The sequence below is a fragment of the uncultured Luteimonas sp. genome, from assembly GCF_947492465.1.
GTDB lineage: Bacteria > Pseudomonadota > Gammaproteobacteria > Xanthomonadales > Xanthomonadaceae > Luteimonas.
This window is the reverse complement of the sequence record NZ_CANLNF010000002.1, coordinates 485,888-504,980: the sequence shown is the minus strand read 5'-3', so window position 1 is coordinate 504,980 and position 19,093 is coordinate 485,888. Positions and strand designations below refer to the sequence as shown.

At 72.8% G+C, this 19,093-nt stretch carries 19 protein-coding genes and 1 pseudogene; all 20 read right to left on the bottom strand.

Translation table 11 applies throughout. The annotated features are described in order from the left end of the window. Positions 1-168: 168 nt before the first annotated feature. The 20 genes and pseudogenes from flhA to Q0863_RS07220 all read right to left on the bottom strand — a co-directional run bounded on the left by flhA (position 169) and on the right by Q0863_RS07220 (position 19,047). Positions 169-2,244, bottom strand: coding sequence for a flagellar biosynthesis protein FlhA (gene flhA, locus Q0863_RS07315; protein WP_298576847.1), 2,076 nt, complete (start codon positions 2,242-2,244; stop codon positions 169-171). Next, the gene (flhB, locus tag Q0863_RS07310) at positions 2,241-3,413 is read right to left on the bottom strand and encodes a flagellar biosynthesis protein FlhB (RefSeq protein WP_298576845.1); all 1,173 of its coding nucleotides are present in this window, start codon (positions 3,411-3,413) and stop codon (positions 2,241-2,243) included. The genes flhA and flhB overlap by 4 nt, the downstream gene beginning before the upstream one ends. A 7-nt stretch (positions 3,414-3,420) precedes the next feature. Continuing rightward, positions 3,421-4,185, bottom strand: coding sequence for a flagellar biosynthetic protein FliR (gene fliR, locus Q0863_RS07305; RefSeq protein ID WP_298577080.1), 765 nt, complete (start codon positions 4,183-4,185; stop codon positions 3,421-3,423). Positions 4,186-4,222: 37 nt separating this feature from the next. Further along, positions 4,223-4,492, bottom strand: coding sequence for a flagellar biosynthetic protein FliQ (locus Q0863_RS07300; protein ID WP_298576844.1), 270 nt, complete (start codon positions 4,490-4,492; stop codon positions 4,223-4,225). 6 nt (positions 4,493-4,498) lie between these two features. After that, on the bottom strand, positions 4,499-5,335 hold the full coding sequence (fliP, locus tag Q0863_RS07295; RefSeq protein ID WP_298576842.1) for a flagellar type III secretion system pore protein FliP: 837 nt from the start codon (positions 5,333-5,335) through the stop codon (positions 4,499-4,501). Then, positions 5,332-5,676 (bottom strand): annotated as a pseudogene (fliO, locus tag Q0863_RS07290) (flagellar biosynthetic protein FliO); the annotation flags it as partial. The gene fliP and the pseudogene fliO, both read right to left, overlap by 4 nt. Positions 5,677-5,948: 272 nt before the next feature. Beyond that, positions 5,949-6,290, bottom strand: coding sequence for a flagellar motor switch protein FliN (gene fliN / locus Q0863_RS07285; protein WP_298576841.1), 342 nt, complete (start codon positions 6,288-6,290; stop codon positions 5,949-5,951). Next, a complete protein-coding gene (gene fliM, locus Q0863_RS07280; RefSeq protein ID WP_298576840.1) occupies positions 6,287-7,291 on the bottom strand; it encodes a flagellar motor switch protein FliM in 1,005 nt (334 codons plus the stop codon). Before fliM ends, fliN begins: the two co-directional genes overlap by 4 nt. Continuing rightward, positions 7,291-7,782, bottom strand: a complete 492-nt coding sequence (locus Q0863_RS07275) for a flagellar basal body-associated FliL family protein (RefSeq protein WP_298576838.1) — start codon at positions 7,780-7,782, stop codon at positions 7,291-7,293. Before Q0863_RS07275 ends, fliM begins: the two co-directional genes overlap by 1 nt. 237 nt (positions 7,783-8,019) lie before the next feature. Beyond that, a complete protein-coding gene (locus tag Q0863_RS07270; RefSeq protein ID WP_298576836.1) occupies positions 8,020-9,303 on the bottom strand; it encodes a flagellar hook-length control protein FliK in 1,284 nt (427 codons plus the stop codon). Further along, positions 9,300-9,755 carry a flagellar export protein FliJ gene (fliJ, locus tag Q0863_RS07265; protein WP_298576835.1) on the bottom strand — a complete coding sequence of 152 codons (456 nt, stop codon included), beginning with the start codon at positions 9,753-9,755 and terminating at the stop codon, positions 9,300-9,302. Before fliJ ends, Q0863_RS07270 begins: the two co-directional genes overlap by 4 nt. Before the next feature lie 5 nt (positions 9,756-9,760). Next, positions 9,761-11,158, bottom strand: a complete 1,398-nt coding sequence (gene fliI, locus Q0863_RS07260) for a flagellar protein export ATPase FliI (RefSeq protein WP_298576833.1) — start codon at positions 11,156-11,158, stop codon at positions 9,761-9,763. Continuing rightward, positions 11,155-11,790, bottom strand: coding sequence for a FliH/SctL family protein (locus Q0863_RS07255; protein WP_298576831.1), 636 nt, complete (start codon positions 11,788-11,790; stop codon positions 11,155-11,157). The genes fliI and Q0863_RS07255 overlap by 4 nt, the downstream gene beginning before the upstream one ends. 5 nt (positions 11,791-11,795) lie before the next feature. Next, positions 11,796-12,782 carry a flagellar motor switch protein FliG gene (gene fliG / locus Q0863_RS07250; protein WP_298577078.1) on the bottom strand — a complete coding sequence of 329 codons (987 nt, stop codon included), beginning with the start codon at positions 12,780-12,782 and terminating at the stop codon, positions 11,796-11,798. 13 nt (positions 12,783-12,795) lie between these two features. Further along, on the bottom strand, positions 12,796-14,445 hold the full coding sequence (gene fliF / locus Q0863_RS07245) for a flagellar basal-body MS-ring/collar protein FliF (protein WP_298576830.1): 1,650 nt from the start codon (positions 14,443-14,445) through the stop codon (positions 12,796-12,798). 111 nt (positions 14,446-14,556) lie between these two features. Further along, positions 14,557-14,904, bottom strand: coding sequence for a flagellar hook-basal body complex protein FliE (fliE, locus tag Q0863_RS07240; RefSeq protein WP_298576828.1), 348 nt, complete (start codon positions 14,902-14,904; stop codon positions 14,557-14,559). Positions 14,905-14,961: 57 nt separating this feature from the next. Then, complete coding sequence (locus tag Q0863_RS07235; protein ID WP_298576827.1) at positions 14,962-16,419, bottom strand: sigma-54 dependent transcriptional regulator; 1,458 nt, start codon at positions 16,417-16,419, stop codon at positions 14,962-14,964. Then, positions 16,416-16,820 (bottom strand): response regulator transcription factor, encoded by a 405-nt coding sequence (locus Q0863_RS07230; protein WP_298576826.1) that lies wholly within the window; start codon positions 16,818-16,820, stop codon positions 16,416-16,418. Before Q0863_RS07230 ends, Q0863_RS07235 begins: the two co-directional genes overlap by 4 nt. Continuing rightward, positions 16,820-18,214, bottom strand: coding sequence for an RNA polymerase factor sigma-54 (rpoN, locus tag Q0863_RS07225; RefSeq protein ID WP_298576824.1), 1,395 nt, complete (start codon positions 18,212-18,214; stop codon positions 16,820-16,822). Before rpoN ends, Q0863_RS07230 begins: the two co-directional genes overlap by 1 nt. A gap of 200 nt (positions 18,215-18,414) precedes the next feature. Next, positions 18,415-19,047, bottom strand: a complete 633-nt coding sequence (locus Q0863_RS07220; protein ID WP_298577077.1) for a response regulator transcription factor — start codon at positions 19,045-19,047, stop codon at positions 18,415-18,417. Positions 19,048-19,093: the final 46 nt, after the last annotated feature.

Here is a 19,093-nt window from a genome sequence, read left to right as displayed (position 1 = left end):
CTTGGGCGAAGGCGGGTTGCGCGGGGATAACCGGCCCCCACCCCAACCCTCCCCCGCGCGCGGGGGAGGGTTGGGGTGGGGGCACGCCGGCGCACCACCCGTCCGCACGGCCAGGAACCCCGTCCCACCCTCACCGCCTAAACGCCGCCGCGGCGCGCGGCGCCGGGCTCAGCCCACCGAGCCCACCAGCCGCAGCCGCTTGTCTTCCGGCACTTCGGCGTAGGCCAGCACGGCCAGCGACGGCACGCTGTGGCGGACCAGTCGCGCGACCGAGGCGCGCACGCCGCCGGGCACCAGCAGCACCGCCGGCTCGCCGCGGCTTTCCTGGCGGCTGACGCAGTCGCCCAGGTTCTGGTGCAGGCGTTCGGCCAGGCCCGGTTCGAGCGCGGCGCCCTGGCCGCTCACCGAATCCTGCAGCACCCGCTCCAGCGCCGGCGCCAGCGTGTAGACCGGCAGCTCCGGCGCCATGCCGTTGAGTTCCTGCACGATGAAGCGGCCCAGCGACACCCGCACCGCCGCGGTCAGCGCGGCCGGGTCCTGGGTCTGCGCGCCGTGCTCGAGCAGGGTCTCGACGATCTGCCGCATCTGCCGCACCGGCACCCGGTCGGCCAGCAGCGACTGCAGTACCTTGACCACCACCGACAGCGGCAGCAGTTTCGGCACCAGGTCCTCGACCAGCTTTGGCACGCTGCGGCCCAACGCCGACAGCAGGTTCTGCACCTCGTCGTGGCCCAGCAGCTCCGAGGCGCGCTCGCGCACCACGTGCGAGAGGTGGGTGGCCGCGACCGTGGCCGCGTCGACCACGGTATAGCCCAGCGATTCGGCATGCGCGCGCTGGCCCGGGGCGATCCACACCGCGTCCAGGCCGAAGGCCGGATCCTTGCCGGGGATGCCGTCGAGCGGGCCGAACACCCGGCCCGGGTCCAGCGCCAGCTCGCGATCGGGGACCAGTTCGCCGCTGGCGACGGGCACGCCGTGCACCAGCAGCCGGTACTGCCCGGGCGCCAGTTCGAGGTTGTCGCGCACGTGCACGGCCGGGATCAGGAAGCCCAGGTCCTGGGTGAGCTTGCGGCGCACGCCCTTGAGCCGCGCCAGCAGCTGTCCACCCTGGGACTGGTCGACCAGGGCGATCAGGCGGTAGCCCACCTCCAGCGCGAGCGGTTCGACCGGGCGGATCTCGTCCCAGCTCAGCTCCGCCATCGGCGCGGACCCCGCGGCTTCGCCGCCGCGCCCGGCCTCGCCCGCGTCGGCGTCGGCGGCCGGCGCCTTGCGCAGCTTCCATGCCGCCCAGCCGAGGATGGCCGCGAGCAGCAGGAACGGCACGTTGGGCATGCCCGGCACGATGCCGATCAGGCCCATCAGCACCGCGGACACGGTCAGTGCGCGCTGGTGGCCGAAGACCTGCTTCGACATCGTCTCGCCCATCTCCTGCTCGCCGGTCGAGCGGGTGACGAGCATGGCGGTGGCGACCGCGATCAGCAGCGCCGGCAGCTGCGCCACCAGGCCGTCGCCGATCGCCAGGGTGGTGTAGGTCTGCGCGGCGTCGGCGAAGGACATGCCGTGCGACAGCAGCCCGATCAGGATGCCGCCGACCAGGTTGATCACCAGGATCAGGATGCCGGCGATCGCGTCGCCGCGCACGAACTTGCTGGCGCCGTCCATCGAGCCGTAGAAGTCGGCCTCCTCGCGCACTTCCTGGCGCCGGGCCTTGGCGTCCTCGCGGGTGAGCAGGCCGGCGTTGAGATCGGCGTCGATCGCCATCTGCTTGCCGGGCAGGGCGTCGAGGATGAAGCGCGCCGACACCTCGGAGATGCGTCCGGCGCCCTTGGTGACCACCACGAAGTTGACGATGGTCAGGATCGCGAACACCACGATGCCGACCGCATAGCTGCCGCCGACCACGAACTGGGCGAAGGATTCGATCACGTGGCCGGCGGCGGCCTCGCCCTCGTGGCCGTGCATCAGCACCACGCGGGTGGAGGCGACGTTGAGCGCCAGCCGCAGCAGGGTGACCATCAGCAGCACGCTGGGGAAGATCGAGAACTCCAGCGGCCGCCGCACGTAGACCACCGCCAGCAGCACCACCAGCGACAGCGCGATGTTGATGGTGAACAGCGCGTCCAGCACGATCGGCGCCAGCGGCACGATCACCATCGCCAGGATCGCCAGCACCACCACCGGGGCGGCGGCGCCGTTGCGCAGGCTGGACAGGATCACCGCGCCGCGGCCGGGCACGCTGCTCATCGTGCCGGGCGCCCGTCGCCGTCGGCCGGCGCGGCATCGACCGGATCGGGCGCGCCGTCGGCGCCCACGTCGAACTCGGCCATCACCGGCATCGGCCCGCGGCCGGGCACCCAGGCCCGCAGCTGGTAGACGTAGGACAGCACTTGCGCGACGGCGGCGTACAGTTTCACCGGGATTTCCTGGTCGACCTGCGACTGCCTATACAAGGCGCGTGCCAGCGGCGGCGCCTCGACGATCGCGACCCGGTGCTTCTCGGCCAGCGCGCGGATCGCCAGCGCCATCTCGTCGACGCCCTTGGCCACCACGGTGGGCGCGCGCATGCCCGGCTTGTACTTCATGGCCACGGCGTAGTGGGTGGGGTTCATCACCACCACGTCGGCCTCGGGCACGGCCTCCATCATCCGCCGCTGCGACATCTGCCGCGCGATCTGGCGCACCCGCGCCTTGACCTCGGGGTTGCCCTCGGCCTCCTTGGCCTCGTCGCGCAGCTCCTGCTTGGTCATCTTCAGCTTGCTGCGGTGCTGGTGGTGCTGCCAGGGCACGTCGATCGCCGCCAGCAGGGCCAGCGCGCCGACCATCGCCAAAAGCGCGGTCAGCGCCAGGTCCACGCCGCCGGCGACGGAGGCCTCCAGCGAAGCCTGCGGCATGGTCAGCAGGGTCGAGAACGCGCGCCACACCACCCAGCCGCCGATGCCGCCGATCAGGCCCACGCGCAGCAGCGAGCGCAGCAGCTCGGCCAGGCTCTCGCTGCCGTACACGCGGGCCAGGCCCTTGGCCGGGTTGAGCCGGGCGAAGTCGGGCTGCAGCGCCTTGCCGGCGAAACGCAGCCCGCCCATCGCCGCCGGCGCGATCGCGCAGGCCGCCAGCGCGGTGAGCATCAGCGGCAGCAACGGCACGACCAGGTCGAGCAGCAGGCCGCCGGCATGCGGCAGCAGGCGGTCGGGCGAATCGAGCAGCGTGCGGTCGAAGCTCAGCGCACCGCGCATCCAGTCGCGCGAGGCCGCGCCGACGTTGCCGCCGGTGGCCTTCAGCGCCAGCACCGCGCAGCCCAGCACGGCGACGTTGCCCAGCTCGCGCGAGCGCGGCACCTGGCCTTTCTCGCGGGCCTCGCGCAGCCGTTTTTCGCTGGGCTGTTCGGTCCGGTCCTCCTTGGAAGCCTGCTCGCTCATCGCCGTGTCATCCGGTCAGTGCGCGCGCGGCGGTGAAGGCATCTTCGAACAGCTGCCCGACCGGCGAGGCCAGCTCGCGCATCAGCAGCATCAGCAGGGTCAGGCCGACCAGCAGCGACATCGGCAGGCCGATCGCGATCGGGTTGAGCTGGGCGGCGGCGCGGGCCAGCACGCCGAAGGCGATGTTCACCGCCAGCAGCGCCATCATCACCGGCAGTGCCAGCAACGCACCCGCGCGCAGGCAGGCGGTGAAGAAGGCCGGCACTGCGGACAGCAGCGCCTGCACGTCCGGCAGCGCCGCGCCGATCGGCAGCCCGCCGTAGCTGTCGGCCAGCAGGCCGATCAGCGCCAGGTGGCCATCGGTGACGAAGAACAGCAGCGCGAAGGCCAGGTAGAACCACTGCGACAGCACCGCCGAAGAGGCGCCGCTGAGCGGATCGGCCATGGTCGCGAACGACAGGCCCATGCCCTGGCTGACCAGTTCGCCGGCCAGGCGACCGGCCTCGAACGCCATCCGCAGCATCATGCCGATGGCGATGCCGACGCTGAACTCGCGCAGCACGCCCAGCGCGGTCGCCGCGTCCACCGCCATCGGCGGCGGCGCCGGCAGCACCGCCGACAGCGCGGCCGACAGGGCCAGGGTCACGATCAGCCGCGCCTGCGCCGGCATGCCGCGTCCGGCGATGACCGGCAGCACCTGCAGCGCCGCGCCGATGCGCAGCGCGTACCACAGCACGGCCGAGAGCATGCCGAACAGGTCGACGCCGGCCATCGATGCGAGCGAGACGGTGTCCACGCGCCAGCAGGCCTCAACCGATCAGGTGCGGGATGCGGTGGAACAGGTCGATGGTGAAGGCGACCATGCGCCCGAGCAGGAAATGCCCGGTGGCGGCCATCACCACCACCAGTCCGACCACCTTGACCACGAACGGGATGGTCGGCTCGTTGATCTGGGTGGCCGCCTGCAGCACGCCGACGGCGACGCCGACCACCAGCACCGCGATCAGCGCGGGGCCGCCGAGGGTCAGCGCCATCTGCAGTCCGCGGGAGATCTCGCCCAGGGCGGTTTCGGGAGTCATGGCGGCTCAGACCGGATTGAAGCTGGCGGCGAGCGAGCCGACGATCAGGATCCAGCCGTCCACCAGGACGAACAGCAGGATCTTGAACGGCGCCGAGATCAGCATCGGCGAGAGCATCATCATGCCCATCGACATCAGCACGCTGGCGACCACCAGGTCGATGATCACGAACGGGATGTAGACCAGGAACGCGATCTCGAACGCGGTCTTGAGCTCGCTGGTGAGGAAGGACGCGGCCAGCACGCTGAACGGCACGTCCTGCGGCGTGGCGTACGGGCCGGTCTGCGACAGCCCGGCGAAGGTCATCAGGTCGGTCTCGCGCACCTGCGCCAGCATGAAGCCGCGGAACGGCTCGGATGCGGCAGCCCAGGCCGCGCGGAAGTCGAGCGAGCCGTCCAGGTAGGGCGCGATGCCGGTGGCCCAGGCCTGGTCGAACACCGGCATCATCACCATCGCGGTGAGGAACAGCGCCAGCGCCAGCAGCACCTGGTTGCTGGGCGTCTGCCCGGTGCCCAGCGCCTGCCGCAGCAGCGCCAGCACGATGATGATGCGGGTGAACGCGGTCAGTCCCAGCAGCGCCGCCGGCAGCAGGGTGATGCCGGTCATCAGCGCCAGGACCTGCAGCGGCATGCTCACCGGCTGGCCGCCGATGTTGCCGACCTCGACCGAGGGCAGCGGCTGCGCGGGCGCGGCGGGCGCGCTCACGGGCGCGGCGGCCGGCGCGGCCTGGGCGAAGGCGTCGGACGGGACCAGCGCGAAGGCCAGGCAGGCGCCCAGCAGCCAGGCCGGCAGCGTGGCGCGGCAGGCGCCGGCGGCGCGAAGCAGCGCGCGCAGGAGGGTCATGGCTTCTTTCCGAAATGCTGGGCCAGCAGCTGCGCGAAGGCGGGCGTCGCTTTCGCGGCCGCGGCCGGCAGCGGCTGCTCGAGGGTGTGCAGGGTGCGGGTGCCGCCGGCGCCGACGCCGAGCAGCAGCTGGGTTTCGCCGACCTCGACCACCACCAGGCGGTCGCGCGGGCCGAGCGCCAGCGAGCCGACGATGCGCAGCGCCGGATTGGCGAGGCCACCGCCGCCCAGGCCGGGCATGCGCTTGGCCAGCCACGACAGCAGCAGGATCAGGCCGACCACCAGCACCAGGGCGAACACCGCGCCGCCGAGGCTGCCGGCGGTGGCGGACGGCGCCGGCGCCGGGGCCGGCGCGACGGTCTGCGCGGTGGTGGTGGCGGGTGCGGGACCGGCGGGGGCCTGCGTGCGTGCGGCGAAGGCTTCGGCGGCGGTGGCCGGCGCCGTCGTCACGACCGCGTCCTCACTGGCTCCGGCCGGCGCGGCAGCGGTCGGCGCCGCCACGGCAGCCACGGCCGCGGGCGGCGCCACCACCACGTCCGGCGTGGCGGCGGCGAGCCCGGCCGGCGCAAGCGCGCCGCCGGCACCGGCCACCGCCAGCGGCAGCGAAAGTGCGCTCATCGCAGTCTCTTGATCCGTTCGGCCGGGCTGACCACGTCGGTCAGGCGCACGCCGAAGCGGTCGTTGACCACCACCACCTCGCCCTGCGCGATCAGGGTGCCGTTGACGTACACGTCCAGCGGTTCGCCGGCGCCGCGTTCGAGCTCGACCACCGAGCCCTGGTTGAGCTGCAGCAGGTTGCGGATCGGGATCCGCGCGCGCCCGACCTCGAGCGACAGCGAGACCGGCACGTCCAGGATCACGTCCAGGTTGAGGTCGGCGCCCGCGGGGCCGGGCTGGCCGGCGTCGGCGGTGAGCGGGTCGAAGGCGGCCAGGGCCGCGGCGTCGTGGTTGGTCATGGCGTACTGGTCAGGGAGTCGAGGGTGGGAACGGTCCGCGCGGCGTGCACCTGCGTGACCTTGATGGCGTTCTTGCCGTTGTGGATGCCGAACTCGCCGGTGAACAGCGGCATCTGCTCGACCTGCAGCTGCACGTGGCGTGCCAGCTCGATCGGGATCACGTCGCCCACCCGCAGCCGCGACAGTTCGCGCAGGCTGATCTGGCGGTGCGCGATCGCCGAACTCAGCTCGACCTCGGCGTCCTGCAGCTGGGTGCGCATGGCGCGGGTCCAGCCTTCGTCCTTCTCGATGCGGTCGCTCTGCACGCCGGCGTCGAGCTGTTCGCGGATCGGCTCGAGCATCGCGTAGGGCAGCGCGACATGGAGTTCGCCGCCGCCGCCCTCGAGCTCGACGTTGAAGCGGCTGACCACGATGTAGTCGCGCGGGCTGATGATGTTGGCGAAGTGCGGGTTGACCTCGGAGTTGAGGTACTCGAACTCCACCGGCATCACCGGCGCCCAGGCGTCGACCAGGTCGGCGAAGGTCTGCTTGAGCAGCAGCTGGATCACGCGCATTTCGGTGGGCGTGAACTCGCGGCCCTCGATGCGGGTGTGGTACTTGCCGTTGCCGCCGAAGAAGTTGTCGACCACGGTGAACACCAGCCGCGGCTCGAAGGTGATGATGGCGGTGCCGCGCAGCGGCTTCATCTTCACCAGGTTGAGGTTGGTCGGCACCTGCAGCGAGTGCATGTATTCGCCGAAGCGGACCAGGTCGATGCCGCGCACCGACAGGTCGGCCGAACGCCGCAGCAGGTTGAACAGGCCCACGCGCCAGGTGCGCGCGAAGCGTTCGTTGATCATCTCCAGGGTCGGCAGCTTGCCGCGGACGATGCGGTCCTGGCTGGCGAAGTCGTAGCTGCGCGCCTCGCCCGGCGCGGCCGGCGGCTCGGTCTCGACCGCGCCGCTGTCGACGCCGTGCAGCAGGGCGTCGATCTCGTCCTGGGAGAGCAGGTCGGCGCTCATTACTGGGTCACCAGGCTGGTGAAGATCACCGCCTCGACCTTGTCGGGCGCGCCCTCGGCCTTGAGCAGGGCGCGCACTTCATCGCGCGCGGCCGCCTGCAGGCGTTCCTTGCCCGCGCGCTGGGCCAACTGCGCCGCCTCCTGCTGGCCGAACAGCAGCAGCAGGCGGTTGCGGATCGAGGGCAGGTGCGCGCCGAGCGCGGTGAAGGTGGCCGGATCGCGGGTCACCACCTGCACGTCGGCCTGCAGGTAGCGGGCTGCATCGACGTCGGCGAGGTTGACCACGAACGAGGGTTCGAGCGCGAGGTACTGCGCCGGCAGGCGGGCCGGTTTGGTTTCGCTGGCCTCGGCGTCGGCGGCCACCTGTTGCCGGCCCTGCCACCACCACCAGCCGCCGCCGCCGGCGCCGGCGAGCAGGACGAGGATCAGCAGCCAGGGCCAGAGGCGGCGCTTGGGCGTTGCAGGCTGGATTGCGGGGGCGGGACTGGCCACGAAATTCGACTCCGGCGGTGGATGCCGGTGGGTATGCAATCGCCGTGCCGCGGAGATGACGGGGTTTTGACGGCGTGGCGGCTGGGCGGACGCCGGTGTGTTGACGCAAGGCTGGCGGCGGCGTCGGCGGGCGGGCTCATGGCCGCGACAGGAGGTCGCGGCAACGGCGACGGGGGCGTGGCGACGCTGTGATCAGGAGGTGCTGCGGCGGCGTCGCAGGCTCAGCGCCCCCGCCCTTCAGGCGTATTCGTCGAGCAGCCCCCGCACGCGGACCGGTGACGGGTCCTGCGACGTCTCCTCGCGGGTCCCGGTGCCGTCCCCGCTGCGTCCGGCCGCGGCCGTCCGGCCGTCACCGCCCTCGCGACCGGCCTGGCCCTGGCCCACGTCGGCCTGGCCCAGCTGCAGGCCGTGCTGGCCCAGCAGCTCGCGCAGGCGCGGCAGGCTCGCTTCGATCGCCTGGCGGACCTCGATATTTGCGCTGTGGAATTCGGCGCGGACCTGTTCGCCGTCGAGCTGCACGCGCACCTCGATCGGTCCGACGTGTTCGGGGTTGAGCCGGATCTCGGCATGGCCCAGGCGCTGTTCGGCCATCCACACCACGCGGGTGCCGAAGCCTTCGTCGAACCCGGCGGCGGGATCGGCCGGCATCGGCAGCGGCGGCAGGGCCGGTGCCGCCTGCGGCCGCGCGGCCGGCGGCGGCGCGGCCGCAGCGACGGCGCCTGCGTCCAGGGCGAAACCGGGCTGCGTGGCAGGCGCTCCCTCGCGCGCGCTGGCCGCGGCTTCGACCAGGGCGGCAGGGGTCGGGCCGGTCGGCGCGGCATCGGCAGGGGCCAGGCTGAGCTGCTTGCTGGCGATCACATGGTGGTCATGCAGGCCTTCAGCCGTCGCGGAGGCGAGCGAGGCAGCGTCGACAGGGGTCAGGTTGAGCCGGTCGCTTGCGATCGCAGGGTAGGCGTGGAGACCTTCGGCGGTCGCGGCAAAGGCGAGCGGCGCCGCATCGGCAGGAGCCAGGGCGGGCCGCGCGCTGGTGGGCGCAGCGTCCAGCCGCAGGCTTTCGGCCGTCGGCTGGGCTGCGGCCAGGACGGGCGACGCCGGCGACGCGGCGAGGGCCTGCGCGGCGTGCCCGCTGGCCAGGCTGCCCGCCGGCGCGGCGGTCGCCGGGCGCAGGCCCGACCAGGCGCCGTCGAGCAGGGCCAGCAGGTGTTCGGGAGACGGCGCGTCGGCACTGGCGCCGGGCGCCTCGGCGGGCGCGGGTGCCGCGGGCGGCGGCGGTGGCGGTGGCGGTGGCGGGGCCTGCACCAGCAGTCCGGCGAAGTCCTGCGCGTCGGTGGACGCGGCGTCCTCGGCCGGTGCGCCGGCCTTGTCGGCTGCGTCGAGCGCCGGCGCCTGCGTGTCGGCGGCCGCCTGCGTTGCCGTGCCAGCCTCGAGTCGCGGCGCGGAATCGCCACGCGGCGCAACGCGGCCCCCGCCGCCGGCGCCGGCGGCGGCCACGCCCATCGCGGGGAGAGCGGCGCCGATCACGACGACTTGCCTTCGTCGGCCGCGAGCGCGGCGATGCGCGCGCGCCGGCCGCCCAGGTCGTCCATTTCGCGCTGCACGCGCTGTTCGGCGACCTTCGATTCCTGCGCCCGGTAGCTGTCGGCCAGCTGCTCGAGCACCTTGGTCTCGCGGCTGGCCAGCATCAGCCGCGCGCGCTCGACGTCGCTGAGCTGGCGGCTCTGGTCGACGATGCCCGCCTGCTGCACCACCGCGGCGTTGAGCCGTTCGCGGAAGGCGAGGCGATTGACCAGCAGCGCCGGCGAGATCGAGGCCTCCGTCGGCGCTGCCGCGTATTCCTCGGCGTAGCGGCGCAGCGCCTCCAGGCGCTGCTCCTGTTCGCCCAGCGCGCGGTCGCGTTCGGCGACCTCGCGTGCCACCGCATCCTGGCGCTGCTGCATGATCTTGAGCAGGGGATCGAGCCGTTGCGAGCGCATCTGGATCAGGGTTCCTGGGTGGGAATGGAATGGGCGGGGCTGCCGTCGTCGAGCAGCGCGGCGAGCGCGTCGCGGCTGGACTGCACGTCGGCGGCTTCGGCCACGTCCTGGCCGAGGAAGGCCTGGATCGCCGGCCAGCGTGCGACCGCCTCGTCCACCATCGGGTCGCTGCCGCGCTGATAGGCGCCGATGGCGATCAGGTCGCGCTGCGCCGAGTGTGCGGCCATCAGCCGCTTGAGCCTGCGGATGCGCTCGCGCCAGGGTGCGTCGGTGATGTCCTGCATGACGCGGCTGACCGAGACCTCGACGTCGATCGCAGGGTACTGGCCGGCATCGGCGATGCGGCGGGTGAGCACGATGTGGCCGTCGAGGATCGCGCGCGCGGCGTCGGCGATCGGCTCCTGCTGATCGTCGCCCTCGGTGAGCACGGTGTAGAACGCGGTGATCGAGCCGCGGCCGTCGGCGCCGTTGCCGGCGCGCTCGACCAGCTGCGGCAGCTTGGCGAACACGCTCGGCGGATAGCCGCGCGTGGTCGGCGGCTCGCCCACCGACAGGCCGATCTCGCGCTGCGCATGCGCGAAGCGGGTCAGAGAATCCATCAGCAGCAGCACGTGCAGGCCCTGGTCGCGGTAGTACTCGGCGATCGCGGTGGCGCGCAGCGCCCCGTGCAGGCGCGCCAGCGGCGGCCGGTCGGCGGGTGTGGCGACCACGACCGAACGGCGCAGGCCTTCCTCGCCCAGGGTGCTCTCGACGAAGTCGCGCACTTCGCGGCCGCGTTCGCCGATCAGCCCGACCACGATGATGTCGGCGGCGGTGAAGCGGGTCATCATCCCCAGCAGGGTCGACTTGCCCACGCCGGAGCCGGCGAACAGGCCGATGCGCTGGCCGCGGCCGATCGGCAGCAGGGCGTTGATCGCGCGCACGCCGACGTCCAGCGACTGCGTGATCGGTTCGCGCATCAGCGGATTGATTGCCGCGCCCGCCAGGCCCACCCACTGCTCGGCGCGGATCGGGCCGCGCCCGTCCAGCGGCACGCCGTCGCTGTCGATGACGCGGCCGAGCAGGCCCTCGCCGACCGCGACTTCGCCGCGCCGCCGCGAGGGCACCACGCGCGCGTTCGGCAGCAGGCCCTCCAGGTCGGCGGTGGGCATCAGGAAGGTGCGGTCGCCGGCGAAGCCGACCACCTCGGTATCGACCCAGCGCCCGCCGGCGGTTTCGACCTTGCAGCGCGAACCCAGCGGGGCACTGCAGCCGGAGGCTTCGAGGGTGAGGCCGACCGCGCGGCGCAGCACGCCCTCGCGGGCCAGGCCCAGCGAGGGCGGATGCGGATCGGCGGCCTGCAGGCGCGCGGCCAGGCGCAGGTTGCGCGCCTCCTGCCAGTGGGCGGCGGCGACGCTGCTCATGCGCGGGCCTCGCTGGCGGCCAGGGTGGCCTCGAGCACCGACTGCAGGCGCGAGGCGATGGTGCCGTCGATGCGCACGCTCTCGCTGTGCAGGCGCAGCTCGCCGCGGCCGAGCGCGCCGTCGATGGTCAGGCGCACGCCGTCCAGGCCGGCCAGGTGCGGGGCGAGCACGCCGAAATCGTCGCCGTGCAGGCGCAGTTCCAGCTCGCGGCTGTCGCTGCCCACGGCTTCCAGCGCCTCGCGCACCAGGTCGGCCAGCAGGGTCGGGTCCATCTGGTAGGCGCGCCCGAGCAGGCTGCCGGCGATGCGCACGGCGAGGTCGGCCAGGGCGTCGGCGACCTCGCCGTCGAGCCGGGCGAGCGGACGGGTGAAGCCGTCGAGCACGCCTTCGATCTGCGCCACCATGCGCCGCACCTCGGCCTGTCCGGCGGCCAGGCCCTCGGCGTGGCCGCGGGCGTAGCCCTCCTCGCGCGCGGCGCGCTCGAGCGCCTGCAGGTCCTCCACGCTTGGCAGGGCCGGCGCGGGCGGTTCGGGCTCGGGTTCCGGCTCCGGGCGCAACGCGACCAGGCCCGGCGCGTTCCAGCGCACCACGCCGGCGGACAGGCGCGGATCGTCGGCTGACAGCGCGGCCATGCCGTTCAAATCAGCACCTCGGCCTTGGCCGCGAGCTGGATGTCACCGTTGTCGGCCATGCGCCGCACCACCGCCAGGATCTCCTTCTGCGCCGCTTCCACCTCGGCCAGGCGCACCGGGCCGCGCGCCTCCATGTCCTCGACCAGGATCTCGGCTGCGCGCTGCGACATGTTGCCCGTGATCTTCTCGCGGACCTTGTTGTCGGCGCCGCGCAGCGCCAGCGCCAGCTGTTCGCTGGAGATTTCGCGCAGCACCGCCTGCATCGCGCGGTCGTCGAGCTCGGCGAGGTTGTCGAACACGAACATCAGGTCGCGGATGCGGGTGCCCAGCTCGCTGTCGACCTCGCCGATCGCGCCCAGCAGCACTTCGTCCTGTCCGGAGTCCATGAAGTTGAGGATGTTGGCGGCGACCTTGACCCCGCCCACCGACGAGGACTTGATGTTCTGGCTGCCGGCGAACTGCCGCGCCATCACGTCGTTGAGTTCGTTGAGCGCGTGCGGCGGGATGCCGTCGAGCGTGGCCAGGCGCAGCAGCACGTCCACGCGCGCGCGCTCGGGCAGGCACTTGAGCACCTCGGCGGCCTGGTCGCCGTCGAGGTGGGCCATGACGATGGCGATGATCTGCGGATGTTCGTTGCGCACAAGTTCGGCGATCGCGCGCGGGTCCATCCACTTCAGCGTGTCCAGGCCGGTGGTGTTGCGGCCCAGCAGGATGCGGTCGATCAGGCCGCTGGCGCGGTCCTCGCCCAGCGCCTGGGTCAGCACCGCGCGCACGTAGTCGTCGGCGCCGCTGCCGATCCCGCCGGGGCGGGCCAGCACGTCGATGAACTCGTCGAACACGCGCGCCACCGCCTCGCGGCCGACTTCGCCCAGCGAGGTCATCGCCACGCCGAGCTTCTGCACTTCCTTGGCGCCCATGTGCTTGAGCACTTCGGCCGCCTGCGCCTCGCCGAGCGAAAGCAGGACGATGGCGGCGCGCTGCACGCCGGTCAGCGACATCGTGGGGTCAGCCATCGGAGGCCACCATGTCGCGCACGACCTGGGCGACGCGCTTGGGGTCGGTGCTGACCGCGGTGCGGGCGATCTCGAGCTTGTCGTCGAGGTTCATCGACACCGCCGGGGCCGGCCCCCCGGACGCGGCGACCTGCGCCGGCTGCGGCGCCGACAGGCTCACCGGCAGTTCCTCGTCGGCCTCGGCCGGAGGCAGTACGGTCGCGGTGGTCGTGCGCGGCGCCAGCAGCTGGCGCGTGGCCGGACGCAGCACGGTGAAGATCAGCAGCAGCACCGCCAGGCCGCCGAACACCAGGCGGGCGAATTCACGGGCGCGCGGGTGCTCCCACAGCGGCGGGCCTTCGACCGGGTCGTCGGTCGCCCCGCGTGCGAACGGTGCGTTGACCACCGAGACCACGTCGCCGCGCGCGGCGTCGAAGCCGATCGCCTGCTGCACCAGGGTTTCGATGCGGGCCAGCTCCTCGGCGCTCAGCGGCCGCCCCTGGGCGGGCGCGGTCTTGCCGTCGGCCGCGACCTGCGCGGCGTTGTCCACCAGTACCGCGGCGGTGACGCGGCGGATCCGACCGGGCGCCTGGCGAGTGTGGGTGAGGGTGCGGTCGATCTCGTAGTTGCGCACCGCGCTGCGGCTGCCCGGGCCGTTCGCGGTGGCGGTGGCCGGCGCGGGTTCCGCGGCCGCCGCGGCCGCGGCTTCCGGGGTGTTGCTGGCGGCGCCGGGCACGCCCTGGGGCGGGGCGTCGGCGCCCAGCACGCCCGACTCGGAAATCTGTTCGCTACGCACCATCGCCGGCTGCGGGCCGTAGCGCTCGCTGGCCTCCTCGGTCTGGGCGAAGTCCATGTCCACGCTGACCTTGGCGCTGATCCGTCCCGGCCCGGTCATCGGCTCGAGCAGTTCCTCGATGCGCTGCACGTACACCGACTCCTGCCGGCGCTGCTGCTCGAACTGCTTGGCGCCGATCGCGTCGTCGCTCTGCGGATCGGCGTTGGAGAGCATGCGGCCGAACTGGTCGACCACGGTCACGCCTTCCGGCGGCAGTCCCGGGATGCTCGAGGCCACCAGGTGCACGATGGCGTTGACCTGGCCCTGCTCGAGCGTGCTGCCGGCGCGCAGCTGCAGCACCACCGAGGCGCTGGCCGGGTCCTTCTGGCGGGTGAATGCGCTGGGCTTGGGCAGCGCCAGGTGCACGCGCGCCTCGCGCACCGGGCGCAGGTTGGCGATGGTGCGGGCCAGTTCGATCTCCTGCGCATGCTGGTAGCGCGCGCTCTCGATGAACTGGCTGGTGCCGAAGCCCTGGTCGCCCTGGATGGTCTCGAAGCCGTTGCCCTGCGATGCCGGCAGCCCGGCCGCGGCCAGCGCCATGCGCGCCTCGCCGACCTGGTCGAGCGGCACCGCCAGCGCGCCGGTGGCCGGATCGAGCTTGAACGGGATGCGCGCGCTGCGCAGCAGGTCGGAGGCCTCGGCGGTGGACTTGGGATCGAGCCCGGCCTGGACCGGCACGAAGTCCGGCTTCTGGCTCCAGAAGAACAGCCACAGCCCCAGCGCGATGGCTACGGCCAGCAGCGCCAGCAGGCCGAGCTGGCGCACCGCGGGAATGCGGACCAGGTCGTTCAGGTTGGCAGTGGCCTTGGGAAGTGCGATCACGCTCATGTCGGAGATTCGGGATTCGGGATTCGGGATTCGGAGCGGTGTCTCACCGGAGTCGGATCGGGAGCGGGATGCGATGTCGCGAATCCCCAATCCCAAATCCCGAATCCCGGCTTAGATCGGCATGTTCATGACGTCCTGGTAGGCCTGGACGAGGCGGTTGCGCACCTCGACCGTGGCCCGGAACGCGACCTGCGACTGCTGCATCGCCATCATCACCCGGGCGAGGTCGGCGCGCGGGTCGCCCAGTTCGAAGGCCTGCTGCAGGGCGCCGGCGTTGGCCTGGGTCGCGCTGACCTTGTCGATGGTGTTGGACAGGGTCTCGGCGAACCCGGGCACCCGGGCCTTGCCCGCGCCGCCGACGTCGATCGCGTTGGAGGGCGCGACGTCGCCTTGCAGCGGAGCCGCGCGCATCTCGTGCGCGCGGATCTGGGACAGGATCGATGAGATGGCGTCGGTCATCGCGTGGGCTGCAGGTCGGTCTGCATCGAATCAGGCAATTCCCGTGCCACGGAGGCGTCAGAAACCCGCCGCCTGCCGGTCTGCGCCGCCCTGGTCGCGGTCGATGCCGTACTTGCGCAGCTTCTCCACCAGGGTGGTGCGGCGCAGGCCCAGCAGCGGCGCGGCATGCGCGACCACGCCGCCGGACTGTTCCAGCGCGGCGCGCAGCAGCTCCAGTTCGATGCCGGCCATGTGCCCGCGCAGGTCGATGCCCTGCGGCGGCAGGGTCGTGGTCGGCGACAGCTGCGCCGGATCGGCGGCGGCCGGCGCGTCCGTCGTCGCCGACGCGGCCGGTGGATCGAACACTTCGCCCACCGCCGCGGCGGCGGCGCGGTAGCGCGCCGGCAGGTCGGCCGCGCGCACGGTGCCGCCCGGGTGCAGCACCGCCAGGCGCTCGAGCAGGTTGCTCAGCTCGCGCACGTTGCCCGGCCAGGCGTAGTGGCGCAGCGCGGCGATGGCGTCGGAGGCCAGGGTCACCTGGCCGCGGCCGGACTCGGCCAGCTGGCGGGTGATCGCGGCCACCAGGTCGGGCAGGTCCTCACCGCGCTCGCGCAGCGCCGGCATCTCGATCGGGAACACGTTGAGCCGGTAGAACAGGTCCTCGCGGAACTCGCCGTTGGCGATGCGGTCCTCGAGGTTGCGATGGGTCGCGGCGATCACCCGCACGTCGCACTTGATGGTGGTGGTGCCGCCGACGCGCTCGAAGCAGCGTTCCTGCAGCACGCGCAGCAGCTTGACCTGCATCGGCAGGCTCATGTCGCCGATCTCGTCGAGCAGCAGGGTGCCGCCCTCGGCCATCTCGAAGCGGCCCTTGCGCTGGGTCAGCGCGCCGGTGAACGCGCCCTTCTCGTGCCCGAACAGCTCGCTCTCGAGCAGGTCGGGCGGGATCGCGCCGCAGTTGATCGCCACGAACGGCTTGTCGCGACGCGCCGAGCGCGCGTGCAGGGCGCGCGCGGCGACCTCCTTGCCGGTGCCGGACTCGCCCAGCACCAGCACGGTGGTGTCGTGCGGGGCGACCTGGTCGATCATGCGGTTGAGCTGCAGCACGCTGGCGCTGCGGCCGGTCGGGCCGAACGTCGGCACTTCACGGCGGGCGTCGTCGTCGATGCGCTTGAGGCTCGCGCGGCGCAGCGCCTCCTGCAGCTGGGCGCGGCGGATCGGGTAGGCCAGCGGCCATACCGCCTGCGGGTGCAGGCTGGCGCGCCAGGCGGCGTCGGCCGCATGGCCGGGCAGTTCCAGCACCGGCGGGTGCAGGGCCTGGGCGGCCAGCCACGTGGCGAACGCCTGCCAGGCCGCGCCGTCGCCGACGTCGCCGACCACGATCGCGACCCAGTCGCTGCCGCGCGCGCGCGACAGGTCGATGTCGGCGGCGTCGTCGACGATGCGCGGGTTGAAGTCCATGAACTCGAGCAGGGTCGCGACGCGTTCGGCGCGCGCCTCGTCGCGATCCAGGACCAGGATGCGGGACTCGCTCATGCCGAGGCCTCCGTGTCGTTGCCGGCGCCGTCGACGCCCGCGAGCTTCTCCAGCAGGGGCAGCACCTCGTGGATGTAGGCCAGCTTGCTGACGAAGGCGTCGGCGCCCGCGCGCAGCGCGTGCTCGCGGTGCTCGCCGTCGTCGAAGTGGCTGGCGATGACGATGTAGGGCGGGTTGTCCTGGGCCTTGATCAGGCGGGTGGCCTGCAGGCCGCCCATCTCGGGCATGGCCAGGTCCATCAGCACCACGTCCGGGCGCAGCACCTCGCACTGGGCGATGGCCTCCACGCCGTTGCTGGCGGTACCGGCCACGGCCAGCCAGGGCAGGCGCCGGAAGTGGCGCATGGCCGCGGAGATGAAGCCGGCATGGTCGTCGACCAGCAGCACGGAAATCTGGCGCATCACACACACTCCTGTCGGGCCTGGCGGGGCGCCAGGCGCTGGCGCGACCGGGCCGGCCCGATCGCCAGCTGGTCGCGGTACTTGGCCACGGTGCGGCGCGCGATGCGCACGCCCTGGCGGGCCAGCAGGCCGGCGATCACGTCGTCGGCCAGCGGTGCGGTGGCCGGCTCGGCATCGATCAGGCGCTTGACCATGGCCTTGACGGCGGAGCCGGCGATGCCGGCGCCTTCCAGGCGCACGGCGAACATGCGCTTGAGTTCGAAGGTGCCGCGCGGGGTCTGGATGTACTTGCCGCTGACGATGCGCGAGACGGTGGACTCGTGCACGCCGATCGCGTCGGCGACCTCGCGCAGGGTCAGCGGCAGGATCGCTTCCGGGCCCTGGTCGAGGAAGCCGCTCTGGCGCTCGACCAGCACCTGGGCGGTGCGCAGCAGGGTGTCGTTGCGCATGGCCACGCCGCGCACCAGCCAGCGCGCCTCGTCGAGCAGGCCGCGCAGCGCGGCGTGCTGGCTGCCGGCCAGGGCGCGTTCGCAGTGCGCGGCGATCCGCAGCTGCGGCGTGCCGCGGCGGTTGAGCGCGACCCGCCAGGCGCCGCCGGCATGCCAGGCGACCACGTCCGGGACGATGTGCTCGTGGACTTCGGCCACCGGCGCCTGCACCGGATGCGGGCGCAGGCCCAGGATCATCCCCATCGCGGCGCGCACGGCGTCCGGCGCGGCGCCGGTGGCGGCGGCGAGGGCGGCTTCGTCGTGCGTGGCCAGCAGGTCCAGGTGCGCGGCCAGGATGCGCAGGGCCAAGGCACGGGTCGCGTCGGCGGGCAGGGCGCGCAGCTGCGCGGACAGGCATTCGCCGGCATCGGCGGCGGCCATGCCCGGCCAGTCGCCGTGCAGCAGGCGCAGGCGCAGCAGCCCGACTTCGTCGGCGCGCTCCGGGAAGGCGGCGCGGGCCTCGGCCAGCAGCGCGTCGAGCGGCTGCTCCAGGTAGCCGCGATCGTCGCAGTGGTCGAGCCACCAGGCCGCCACGGGGAGATCCTGGGCCGCCCAGTGCAGCGACAGCAGCCGCAGCAGGCGGAGGCGCGGGTCGCTGGACTCGCCGTCGGCGATGCGCAGGACGCCGTCCTCGTCGCCGCCGACGCCGGCGCTGCCGCCGGACAGGAAGGCGGGCTCGGGCAGTTCGTCCCAGGCCGCCGCTTCGAGTCCGGCGGCGTCCGCTGCGGTGTCGTCCGCGGCTTCGTCGTCGCTTTCTTCCTGCTCCAGCAGCGGGTTGCGTTCCAGCGCCTGGCGCAGTTCCTGTTCCAGCTGCGGCGCGGTCAGCTGCAGCAGCCGGATCGACTGCAGCAGCTGCGGCGTCAGGTTGACGCCCTGGCTCATTCCGACGCGCATGTTGGCTTTCATCACCGTCGACTCCCTGCGCCGGCATGTCGCCGGCCATGGAGGTCATCGTGATCGTCGCGTGACGGAATCCGAATCGGGGCGAACCCGGCTCAGGATCGGGGAATTCCTGCCTCGATGTGGGGGATTCCCCGACATCGCGTCATGTTTCCGACGTGGCCGGACCGGAAAGTGACGCGATGCGGCGGAAGCTGCCCGCCCGATCAGGGACGGTCGTACAGCCGCATGGCGATGCGCAGCAGCTCGCCGGCGTTGCGGCAGCCCAGCGCCTCCATGATCCGTGCCCGGTGGGTTTCCACGGTCTTGACGCTGATGCCCAGGTCGCCGGCGATCTGCTTGGTGGTGCGGCCGGCGCCCAGCGCATCGAGGATCTCGCGCTGGCGCCGCGGCAGCGCATCGACGTTGCCCTCGCCGCGGGTGCCGTTGCGGTAGCCATGCAATTGCGGTGCCGACACCTGCGGGCTGAGGTAGGTGCGCCCGGCGGCGGCCGCGCGCACCGCGATTTCCAGTTCGGCCGGCGCGGCTTCCTTGACCACGAAGCCGATCGCCCCGCGCGCCAGCGCCTCGCGCACGTGCAGCGCGTCGTCGTGCATGGACATGATCACCACCGCGCACTCGGGGCAGGTGCGGCGCAGTTCGGCGAGGGCGTCGAAGCCGCTGCGGCCGGGCATCGACAGGTCGAGCAGCACGATGTGCGGCAGGGATTCGCGGGCGCGAAGCACCGCTTCGTCGGCGCTGCTGGCCTCGGCCACCACTTCGATGTCGCCGAACGAATCGAGCAGCCTGCGCAGGCCGGCCCGCACCAGCGTGTGGTCATCGCAGATCAGGACTTTCAGCAACGCAACGCACCCCCTGCCTCGCCACCGCCACCATAGCGATGTC

Excerpts from the sequence above, each read along its gene's own strand:
- flhA (WP_298576847.1), bottom strand. The coding sequence starts at position 2,244 with ATGAGCAGCGTGCCCGGCCGCGGCGCGGTGATCCTGTCCAGCCTGCGC.
- flhB (WP_298576845.1), bottom strand. The coding sequence starts at position 3,413 with ATGAGCGAGCAGGCTTCCAAGGAGGACCGGACCGAACAGCCCAGCGAA.
- fliR (WP_298577080.1), bottom strand. The coding sequence starts at position 4,185 with ATGGCCGGCGTCGACCTGTTCGGCATGCTCTCGGCCGTGCTGTGGTAC.
- Q0863_RS07300 (WP_298576844.1), bottom strand. The coding sequence starts at position 4,492 with ATGACTCCCGAAACCGCCCTGGGCGAGATCTCCCGCGGACTGCAGATG.
- fliP (WP_298576842.1), bottom strand. The coding sequence starts at position 5,335 with ATGACCCTCCTGCGCGCGCTGCTTCGCGCCGCCGGCGCCTGCCGCGCC.
- fliN (WP_298576841.1), bottom strand. The coding sequence starts at position 6,290 with ATGACCAACCACGACGCCGCGGCCCTGGCCGCCTTCGACCCGCTCACC.
- fliM (WP_298576840.1), bottom strand. The coding sequence starts at position 7,291 with ATGAGCGCCGACCTGCTCTCCCAGGACGAGATCGACGCCCTGCTGCAC.
- fliJ (WP_298576835.1), bottom strand. The coding sequence starts at position 9,755 with ATGCGCTCGCAACGGCTCGATCCCCTGCTCAAGATCATGCAGCAGCGC.
- fliI (WP_298576833.1), bottom strand. The coding sequence starts at position 11,158 with ATGAGCAGCGTCGCCGCCGCCCACTGGCAGGAGGCGCGCAACCTGCGC.
- Q0863_RS07255 (WP_298576831.1), bottom strand. The coding sequence starts at position 11,790 with ATGGCCGCGCTGTCAGCCGACGATCCGCGCCTGTCCGCCGGCGTGGTG.
- fliF (WP_298576830.1), bottom strand. The coding sequence starts at position 14,445 with ATGAGCGTGATCGCACTTCCCAAGGCCACTGCCAACCTGAACGACCTG.
- fliE (WP_298576828.1), bottom strand. The coding sequence starts at position 14,904 with ATGACCGACGCCATCTCATCGATCCTGTCCCAGATCCGCGCGCACGAG.
- Q0863_RS07235 (WP_298576827.1), bottom strand. The coding sequence starts at position 16,419 with ATGAGCGAGTCCCGCATCCTGGTCCTGGATCGCGACGAGGCGCGCGCC.
- Q0863_RS07230 (WP_298576826.1), bottom strand. The coding sequence starts at position 16,820 with ATGCGCCAGATTTCCGTGCTGCTGGTCGACGACCATGCCGGCTTCATC.
- rpoN (WP_298576824.1), bottom strand. The coding sequence starts at position 18,214 with ATGAAAGCCAACATGCGCGTCGGAATGAGCCAGGGCGTCAACCTGACG.